At 66.7% G+C, this 9,742-nt stretch carries 9 protein-coding genes; 3 read left to right on the forward strand and 6 right to left on the reverse strand.

The annotated features are described in order from the left end of the window. Nucleotides 1–239: Hsp20/alpha crystallin family protein (locus VGK32_07990; protein HEY3381693.1), on the forward strand; the 239-nt coding region annotated here is incomplete at its 5' end. A gap of 687 nt (nucleotides 240–926) precedes the next feature. Here the strand turns inward: VGK32_07990 and VGK32_07995 are convergent. From VGK32_07995 to VGK32_08015, 5 genes are all read right to left on the reverse strand, one after another. Continuing rightward, entirely contained in the window at nucleotides 927–1,982 is a 1,056-nt protein-coding gene (locus tag VGK32_07995) for a hypothetical protein (GenBank protein HEY3381694.1), read from the reverse strand. Nucleotides 1,983–2,039: 57 nt separating this feature from the next. Further along, nucleotides 2,040–2,390, reverse strand: a complete 351-nt coding sequence (locus VGK32_08000; protein ID HEY3381695.1) for a hypothetical protein — start codon at nucleotides 2,388–2,390, stop codon at nucleotides 2,040–2,042. Nucleotides 2,391–2,877: 487 nt separating this feature from the next. Continuing rightward, nucleotides 2,878–4,980, reverse strand: a complete 2,103-nt coding sequence (locus VGK32_08005) for a sigma 54-interacting transcriptional regulator (protein ID HEY3381696.1) — start codon at nucleotides 4,978–4,980, stop codon at nucleotides 2,878–2,880. A gap of 97 nt (nucleotides 4,981–5,077) precedes the next feature. Next, nucleotides 5,078–5,467, reverse strand: coding sequence for a hypothetical protein (locus tag VGK32_08010; GenBank protein ID HEY3381697.1), 390 nt, complete (start codon nucleotides 5,465–5,467; stop codon nucleotides 5,078–5,080). A 62-nt stretch (nucleotides 5,468–5,529) separates the two neighbouring features. After that, the gene (locus VGK32_08015; GenBank protein ID HEY3381698.1) at nucleotides 5,530–6,078 is read right to left on the reverse strand and encodes an HdeD family acid-resistance protein; all 549 of its coding nucleotides are present in this window, start codon (nucleotides 6,076–6,078) and stop codon (nucleotides 5,530–5,532) included. Nucleotides 6,079–6,505: 427 nt separating this feature from the next. On the opposite strand from VGK32_08015, the gene VGK32_08020 reads away from it, so the two are divergent. Continuing rightward, entirely contained in the window at nucleotides 6,506–7,702 is a 1,197-nt protein-coding gene (locus tag VGK32_08020; protein ID HEY3381699.1) for an ISAzo13 family transposase, read from the forward strand. A gap of 65 nt (nucleotides 7,703–7,767) precedes the next feature. Beyond that, nucleotides 7,768–8,550, forward strand: a complete 783-nt coding sequence (locus VGK32_08025; protein ID HEY3381700.1) for a hypothetical protein — start codon at nucleotides 7,768–7,770, stop codon at nucleotides 8,548–8,550. A 40-nt stretch (nucleotides 8,551–8,590) separates the two neighbouring features. On the opposite strand, the gene VGK32_08030 is transcribed toward VGK32_08025, so the two are convergent. After that, nucleotides 8,591–9,043: a hypothetical protein gene (locus tag VGK32_08030; protein ID HEY3381701.1), complete on the reverse strand. Its 453-nt coding sequence runs from the start codon at nucleotides 9,041–9,043 to the stop codon at nucleotides 8,591–8,593. Between the last annotated feature and the right edge of the window lie 699 nt (nucleotides 9,044–9,742).

Genomic DNA, 9,742 nt, shown 5'->3' on the forward strand with positions numbered 1-9,742 from the left:
AGGTCAATGTGGCCGAGGACGCCGTCACGGTCCACGGCGAACGGCATCGCGCACGGGAGGAAGAGCGCGATGGCGTGTACCGGAGCGAGCGCAACTACGGCGCCTTCTGCCGAACGATTGCCCTGCCGGCGGGCACCATGACCGACCATGCGAAGGCGTCGTTCAAGAACGGGGTCCTCGAGATCCGGATGCCGGCCGCCCAGGGGGCGGCGGGCCGTCCGATCGAAATCGCTGGATGACCGGCGCGGTTGACAGGAACATTCCTTGCCACAGCCTCATCGCGGCCGCGGCGAAGCTGCGCTAGGGCGCGGGCCGAGTCGGGCGGCAGCCGCGCAGGCGGGCGATCGCCCCGCGGTAGGCCCGCCGCGGCCGATTCCCAAGGAGGCGGCCATGAAGATCTGCTCCCCGGCGGCGAAGGAGTCGCTGAAGCCACGCGTTCGCGGCGATTACCGAGACATGCCGGGGCCGAGGCTCACCCTTCTGCAGGCGCAGCGCCTGTTGGCGCTGGCGATGCGCCGACCTGCAAGTCGCTGTTCCACTGCCCGGAGGCGTACGGCTTCCTCGCCCACGCCCGTGACGGATCGTGCGAGCGACACCAGTCCTGCTGATCGTAGACCGCCCTTGCGACGTCGGTGGAAATCATCCTCATCGGCAGGCCGCCGCCCATGACCCTCTCAGCCGTGCGGGCGCCCGCGGCCGCGGGAGCCGTCGGCGGCGGGATCCTTCGCGCAAGATAGCCGTGCGCGCATCACCGCCTTGATAGATTTGATCGAGTCCTTGCCGGCTCATTCGGCGGCTCGCCCTTCGGTACGCGCTCGGTGAGCCACGTCCGCGTGTTGGGTCGCTCGTCGGACGAGCCCGCCTGCTGCGGACACTGCCGAGTTGACGTCGACGGCGGTGTCCCCGTCGTGGAACTCGCCGGCATCTTACGGTCTTCCGCGGTCATTGAGGCCTCCTTCGAGCATCTGCCTCGTCATCTTCAGTCCCATCAGCGCGGCGTTCTGCACTTCGCTCCGTACTCTTCCCCGCACGAACCGGCCCGTGAACCCGCCCAACCCGTCCGCCCGGCCCCGGTAGATCGTCATGAGCCAGAAGCCGGGACCGCGCGACGGATCCGGCATCAACGCCCGCAGCTCGAGCCCGGTCCAGAAGTAGTGGTTCGCATACAGCATCTTCGACGCAACGACGGTTTCGTCATGGCCTTCGCGCACCATCAGATGACTGATCCGGACCGTCGGCTTGAGGCCGAACTGCGTTTCCTGCCAATAGAAGAACGAACTGGATGCCCCACCCGCTGTCTTCGGATACTCGAGCAGGTACCGGCGGACGTCCGGCATATACGCGGTGAGCTCCGGCGTCTTGTCGACCATCTCGCGGAACTCCTGGGCAACGAACGTCGGCCGGTACTTGTCGCGATACACGGCGAGCCGTTCGTCGCCGCCCTCGGCGTATCCGGTCACGTATTCGAGCGCCAGCTGCCGCATCAGCGATTCGACACCGGCCTTGTGATTCGGCGCGTTCCAGTCGATGCCGGTCTGAAATCGTGCAAGGCCCTTCTCGTCGAGCTTCACGTTGCAGTCGCCCACCCGGCACGTCCGCAGGTCGGCCACGTCCTCGTCGGACATTCGCATCGCGGCGAAGTCTTCGGCTTTCGGCGGCGCGCTGATGCGCCTGGTCTGCCTGAATCCGCCACCGCGCTCGAAGTTCTCGATGTCCTTGATTAGAGCGACGTAACGGCGCATCGGCGCGTCCACCCACACGGCGCCGAAGACCGCCACTTCCTTGTTCTCGTCGGCGTCGAGCATCTTCGTGACCGGCTCGCCGGCGACGAGCTGCGCACGCTCGTCCGGCGTGAGCTTTGCCGTGCCGGTCAGGTAATCGTGCAATCGTGCCGGCAGGCCGGGCATGGCCGTGCGCGCCGTGGTGGTCAGCGTCGCGGCGAAACCCAACGCCAGCAGCGGTGGTAGAACCCTGCGAATCATCGCGGACCTCTCTTTAGCGAGGGCGCGGCAAGACACGTCGCCGCGCCCCGGGAATCCTCACTTCGCGGGTGGAGCGGGGGGCACGGGAAACCTGCGTCCGAGTTCGTCGAGCGAGGTCTTGAGTGCCGCGGCGGCCGTATCGATGTCGGCCTTGGCTCGCACGATTTCAGCGTCATTGATCGTCTTCAGGTCCCGCAGTTTGCGTTCGATGTTCTGCCTTGCTGTCTTCAATGCCTCGACAGCCGCGATCTCCGCCTGCACCCTCTTCGCCTTGCCTTTGGCTTCGAACTGTTCCAGCCTGGCTTCCGCCTCCTGCAGTTGCGCCGCGATCTTCTCTTCGAACGTCTCCGCTGTTGTGCCGGGTTTCGTTCGAATGGTCTCGGTAGACATGTTCTTCTCCTCGTTCACGGGTTGGACGCACGATTTTCACGGGTTGGACGCACGATGGTTACGCCCCTCCGCAAAACCCGTTCCCTCGTGTCACACAACGGGCCGCACGCGTAAATGACCGGCCGCACACGCGAAGCGCGCCGCCGCGGCAGGGCAAACGCCGAGCGTGATGCGACGCTCCGGCGTCTGGCGGCGTCATTTCGTCGCGGTGGCGGCCTCGTCCGGTCACTACCGTCTGCGCCGCCATCGGTCAACGTGTGACGCGAAGAGGAATGTGCCTTCGCTATTGGCGGGCGATCGCCGACGCCGGGTCATCGGTGCGGATCAAGCTTGCAGTGACCGACGTCTCGTTCATCGACCATGACGGCGAGCGTCTGCTGGAGCGGATGTGGCGGGAGGGCGCCGAACTCGAGGCGTCCGGCTGCATGAACCGGCGCGTGATCGACCGGATCCGGACACAGTCCAGGCAGCTGGCAAGAAGGCCGCACCCCAGCAGCCCCTATCGTTACGAGCCGCCACCGCCCGACCGCTCGGGTCTGGGCCGCGAGATCCCGAGGCGGCGCATTGTTGAGAAGAGCGTGGTTCGCTTGAGACCGAGGCGTGAGGCGGCGCCCGCGGGGCCGCCGATCACCCATCCGGTTTCTTCCAGGGTGCGCAGGATGTGCTGCCGCTCGGCGTCTTCGAGCGACACCGCCAAGCCGGGCGGCGGCTCGGCCGACGCTTCGAACTCCGAGAGCGACACCCGCAGCGTGGCTCCGGGCGACAGGATGACCGCGCGCTCGATCACGTTCTGCAGCTCACGGACGTTGCCCGGCCAGTGCCAGCGGCACAGCGCATCCATGCTCTCACGCGCCACCGACTCGATCGGTCGGCGCAGCCGCTTCGCGTAGCGCTGCGTGAAGTACCTGACCAGCGGAGGAATGTCCTCGCGGCGGTCCCTCAGCGGCGGAATCTTGATCGGAAAGACGTTCAGCCGGTAATAGAGATCCGACCGGTATTCGCGCTTCGCGACCATTTCCTGCAGGTTGCGGTTCGTGGCCGCGATCAGGCGGAAATCGACGTGAATCGTGCGGGTGCTCCCCAGGCGCTCGATCTCGTGCTCTTGCAGCGCGCGCAGGAGCTTCGACTGCAGATCCAGCGGCACGTCGCCGATTTCATCGAGAAACAGCGTCCCCTGGTTGGCGAGCTCGAAGCGGCCTGGTTTTTGGTTGAGCGCGCCGGTGAACGCGCCCTTTTCGTGGCCGAACCACTCGCTCTCGAGCAAGCCGGTCGGTGACGTGGCGCAGTTGACGGTCACGAGCGTCCGCGCCTTCCGCTCGCTCATCGAATGAATCGCGCGCGCAATGAGTTCCTTGCCGGTTCCCGTTTCGCCGAGCAGCAGGACGCTGGTGTCGGTCGGCGCGACGCTGCGGAGCTGCGCAAGCACGCGTTGCAGCGCCTTGCTGTCGCCGACGATCTCGCCGAAGTGCAGCGTGCCTTGAATCTCGTCGGTCAGGTAGACGTTCTGCTGCGCGAGCTGGTCCTTCAGGTGTTCGATCTCGCCGAAGGCCAGCGCGTTCTCGACCGCAATCGCGATCTGGTCGGCGGCCTGCATCGCCCGGCCCATTTCGTCCTCGGTGAACGGCTCCGGCAGGTGCCGGCCCAGCATGAGGGCCCCCAGGCGACGGCGCGCCGTCGCGAGCGGGACGTAACACAGGCGTTTGCTGGGGAGATGCTCTCCGCCCCGCTTCACAAATGGTTCCAGCGCGGGACTGGTCGCCATGTCGATGTCGATCGGTTTGCGGAGTGCCAGCGCGACGTGTATCGGTGCCTGGTCTGGTCTCCCTGCCGTGGTCAAGATCAGAGCGGAAGCCATCTCTTCCACCCACGGCGGGAACTCCGGGTCGAACGCCAGCGGCCCGAGGCGTTCGCCCTGGTCGCGCAGCAGCATGAGGCTGGTGCTGTCGTGCGGCACGAGGCGACGGAGGCTGGGCTCGATCGCCGCGCGCAGGGATTTCAGGTCGAGATTCGTGACGACGGCGTTGTTGATCTCGAGCAGCGTCCTCCAGTGATCGCGCTCCGCCTCAACCCGGCGCTGATGCGCGAGCGCCTCTTCCGAGCGGCGGACGTCGTCGATGGCGATCGCGACGTAGTTTCCGACGCGACCGAGGAAGGCAGCGTCCGACTGGTCATACGCGCCCAGGTTGGAAGACGCGAGGACCATTACGCCGACGGGACGCACCGCCGTCGTCAGCGGAAGAAGACACGCCGACTGCTTGCCCGCCTCGCGAAGGCCCGCAAGCAATTCAGCGTAGTCACACACGTCGTCGAGCGCGTGGAGGACGACCGGGTGCTCGCCAGCCCACAACTCGGCCAGCTTCGTGTCCTGCAACGGTGGGAGGGTTGCGACCTCCACCTCGGTCGCGGTTGGCCGCGTTTCCGCCGACAGGAGCGGCAGCGTATACAAATCCGCGGCGGCCCCGCCGCGCGGCAGCACGAGAGCAATTTCGTCGAAGTCCACCACCTGGCGCAGGCAGACGGCCAAGTCGGGCAGCATCGCTTCGACGTCGCGATGCACGACCAGCAGGTCCATCAATTCGAGCAGCGACGCCTCATGCGGCCTTTCCATGGCGCTAAACCTACCATGGCGGGGCGAAGCGCGCCACGGCGAACGCTCCTCGGCCGTGGCAACCGTGACTACCGCGCGTGGATAGGCCCGTCCGCTGTCACGACGGCCTGGTGTCGACCCGCTTCGGGCGGCCCCGGCCGGCGACCCAGCCGACCGCCAGGCCGACCATCACACCGACGCCAGCAGTGAACGCGATCGTCGGCAGAGGCTGGCGCTTGACGTAGCGGATGCCCTCGTCCTTGATGTCCTCCAGCCGCCCGACGACGCCCCGACGCACAGATCTCGCCACCCGTCTTGCCTGGTAGACGCCTTCCTCGATGGCATCCTCCGCTACCGATTTGACCATACGGGCTTCGTGTGACAAATGCGCGGCGTGCGCCGCCGCGTCCGCCATTCGATCGCTTGTCGACGGCGTCGCGTCCTCGGATGTTTCGCGTGTGACGATTGCCATGACTTGCCCCTTTTGATTGATGAGAAGCGGCTTCAAACCTGTTTGTGTCCGACCGGCAGATCGGGACTCCGACGGATCGCCCTACCAGCGTGGATCTCTCACGCGGTCGCGTCTCTGGTCAGCCGTCGAAGGTCGAACCCACCGAGGATCAGCATCGCGCCCCACAACATGCCGAAGACGCTGACCAGCCAGACCACAGCGAGCCCGCCCTGAACGGGGTTGCATACGAGCAGAATGCCGAACGCGATGCCCAGGATGCCGCCAAGCGCCAGCCACCACCCCCCCGAGATATCCCGGCGCAGTTTCACGGCCGCGACAACTTGCAGGACGCCCAGGCCAATCGCCCAAAGGGCGATCAGCACCACGAATGCGACCGCCGTGATCGATGGATACAGGACGGTGAGGACGCCTATGGCGATGCCGACGAACCCTTGCACCAGCAGGACCCACCAGTCCGAGGTCAATCGGCGTGCGGCTATGCCCGCTGCGATGGCGAGGATCCCGTCGACCAAGGCGACGGCGCCGAACACGAGGACGAGCGCGGCGATCGTCGCGAGCGGCCAGACGAACGCGAAGACGGCCAGCGCGATGGCCACCAGGCCGCGCAGGACCGGAACCCACCAGTACCGTGACCAGAACTCAAACATACAACCTCCAATGGCCCGCATGCCGGGCATCCCGTGGTTCAAACCGCCCTCTCCCCGCGGCCACGTCCGCGCGGAAGCCGGCGCCTTCGGTGCCGGCGCTCTCTTCGTGCCTCGCAAGATGAATACCTCGCCGGCGAACGTGCCTTGCCGACGCAAACGCTAGGGAAATCAGGGAGTGAACGGTCGTTCTGGGTCCGCCGCATCGAAGCCTGGCGACGAAATGGCGTCGCCGGGCTTTGCGCTCGTCACCCTGCGGCAGGACGTCCAGGCGGTTGTGCCGCCGGTTCGGGCGGTCGGGCGAGGGCGTGCTCGTTGCAGTGCCGGGCGTTCGTGGGCCATCCACGAACTCCTTAGGAGTCCGACGTAAATTAGTTCTGCAGATACTACCAAGTCATGATCTGATAGGTGCGTGCGACGTAACCTCGACATCGAAGCGACGGTCGTGGCGAAATACGCGGTCTTGGAACCGGTCCTCGATGAGCGCGCGCGGCGGCTCTGGGCCGCCACGGAATCGTGCGCCATCGGCTTCGGAGGCGATGCGTTGGTGTCGGCCGCCACCGGCCTGGCGCGCGACACGATCCGACGGGGCCGGCAGGAATTGGCGGCAGGCGTCGTGGTCACGGGACGCATCCGACGACCTGGCGCGGGGCGTCCTGTGCTGGAGGCCCGGCAACGCGGCTTGACCGCCGCCCTCGAGCAGTTGGTCGACCCGCTGACGCGCGGCGATCCGACGTCGCCGTTGCGGTGGACCTGCAAGAGCCGCGCGCAGTTGACGGCCGCCTTGGTGAAGCAGGGCTGGGCCGTGAGTTCGACCACCGTCGGTCGGCTGCTGCACGACCTGGGCTACAGTCTGCACTCGGTGCGCAAGAGCCGCGAAGGCACGTCGCATCCCGATCGGAACGCGCAGTTCGAGTTGATCAATGGCACAGCGGCGCGGTTTCTGCAGGACGGGCAACCGGTGATTTCGGTCGATACCAAGAAGAAGGAACTGGTCGGGGACTTCAAGAATGCCGGCCAGGAATGGCAGCCCGCCGGAACGCCGGAGACCGCGCGGGTGCACGACTTCCCGTCGGACGCGGTCGGCAAAGCGATTCCCTACGGGGTGTACGACATGGCGCGCAACGAAGCGTGGGTCAGTGTGGGGCGCGACCATGACACGCCGGCGTTCGCCGTCGCGTCGATTCGCCTGTGGTGGAAAATGATGGGGCGCCGCGCCTACCCGAAGGCGACGGCGCTGTACATCACCGCCGACGCGGGCGGCAGCAACAGCTATCGGGCGCGCGCCTGGAAGACCGAGGTGCAAGCGTTGGCCGACGCGCTCCGTCTGCGCATCCATGTGTCGCACTTCCCACCCGGCACGAGCAAGTGGAACACGATCGAGCATCGGCTCTTTTGTCACATCACGCAGAACTGGCGGGGCAAGCCCCTTCGTACGTTCGAGACCGTCGTCGAATTGATCGGACACACCCGCACAGCGGCACGACTTCGCGTGAAGGCGCAACTCGACCAGGGGACCTACGCGACCGGCGTGGTGGTGACGCGCGCCCAGATGCAAGAACTCTCGCTGCACCCGCATGACTTCCACGGTGAGTGGTACTATGAATTGCGGCCTCGACGAAGTTGACTATCTAATATCGATCAAACGCCTTAGGCCGCGCTCCCGAGACTGGAGGGTGGAGGAGGGGCCGCATGCCACGCCACGGGGCCGTCGTTGCTGGCGCATTGCTATCGATGATCATGGCGGCGGTGCCGGCCGCGGCCGGGCCGCAGTCCGATCCGCCGCCGACGGCGCCTGCCGCGCCCGCCGCCAGGCCGGAGCCGTTCACGTTCGCCGACTTCACCTGGCTGACCGGGAATCCGCGCACGAAGGAATCGCCGCTCGACACGAAGCTGTTCACCGCCGAAGCGCGCGTGGACGTCAACTACACCCATAGCTTCAACCGGCCGCGGGACGACACGGTCGTCGGCTCGAGCGAGGTTTTCAGATCGGGCGAGTTCCAAGTGACGCAGCTCGGCGTCGGCGGCGTGAGTTGTGGAGGCGGCACGGCTGCGAGCCCGTCGCAGTTTTTTCTCGGGTTCATGGCCTACCACCGCGCCTGGTTCGACCACGATCGCTACGCGGTGACCCTGGGCGGCGGTGCAATCACGAACCCGGGGCGGTACCTCGTGCTGCTGCCGCCGATCAACGGCGCGACGGCGGCGTCTGGAACGCCCTACTTCACGGAGAATCCCGGGGATGCGTACACGGCGTGGGACGCGTCGGCCACCGTCGACTACATGCCCAGCCAGTTCATCACCTTCCGCGGCGAGTTCAACCATCGTGCGGCGGACGTCCCCTACTTTGCGGGGGCAGGCGGGGTCACGCCGCCCGGCGGCAACAGCGGCGCGGCCGGTTCGCTGGTCGCCGGCTGGGCGCCCGATCTTCAGAAGATCGAGAACCGCTTCACGCTCGCACTGCTGGTGAAGTTCTGAGCCGGCTCCCGCTCCGACGCGCGGACGCCTTCATCCACCGTCACCACGAGGTGGCCCTCCGCCTGCAGCGCACGCCGCCAGCGTTCCGCCCGAGTCGGCCACCAGCGATGGCGGCTGCCGATGACGACGACGGAGGGGGCGCGGAGCGCCGACCTGACACCCGAAAGGCGTTCCGGCACAGGCAAACGCGGACCGCCACGTCGCAGTCCATCGCCTCGAGCCGCGCCTTGAACGCGTCGGTTTCAACGGGCGACACCCCGCCGGAATGGTCCAGCGGTGCGGCAAACCCAACCGATCGAAAGTGGAGCAGCGTGAGGCTGAGAGCAATCGCGCGGGCAAGGCGCGAGGCGGCTTCGACCGCGCGCAGTGTCTCAGCAACCGACGTGAAGACGACGTAGACACCGCCCAGTCCTACGGCCGGCTGGTCGGGCTGATGCGCGGGCCGCTCGGCGGGCGGGTTGGGACGCCGGACGAGTTCGATCAGGTGGGACATGTCCGCCTCCCCAGGCCGTATTCAGTCTAGGAAGCGGCGGGTAAGGAAGTCATCGGGGCCGCGTTAGGACTTGGCGCCAATTCCAGCCTCGGCGGCGGTTCGCACGCGGTTGGCGATCTCCTATCGTTCTCGGGGCCGTGAACGCGCGCGGCGTGAGCATCGGCACCAGGGGGAACAAGGCCAGCAAAGCCACCGCATGGTGTTCGCCTTCAGGATCGCCGTGAACCCGTTTGCGCTGACGCTCGAACGATTGGAGCGCAGGGGAGGAGCAAACCGAACGAACAGGCTGCCGTCCTGCTCTGGCTGGTTCGGAAGTACCCAGACACGCTGGAGCGTCTCGAGTCGCTCGGCGTGCCGGCGTGATCGAGTCGCCCGGTCGTTCAGCCGTCGGACCGGTTGCCCTTTTCTTGCCCTTTGGGAGCAACAACACCCGGCTCCGGCCGGCAAGGTCCGGCAGACGGCGGATCGGCGTGATCGCTTGGTTCCTCAGTGGGTTGCGGTGATTCCGGCTTAGTGGGGCACTGGTCGGCAACCGGCGGCAAAGTGGGCTCGTTCGTGCTACGAACCAGGAGGTCGTCCGCCTTCGCTCGCCGGGAGATCCATGCGAGCTACGGCGAGACCACGCCGCAGCGCGAAGCGCGGAGGCGGGCAGGTTCGAGTCCTGCCCTTCGACAAGCTCAGGGCACCCCGAGCCTGTCG

Source organism: Vicinamibacterales bacterium (assembly GCA_036504215.1).
In the GTDB taxonomy this organism is placed as follows: domain Bacteria; phylum Acidobacteriota; class Vicinamibacteria; order Vicinamibacterales; family Fen-181; genus FEN-299.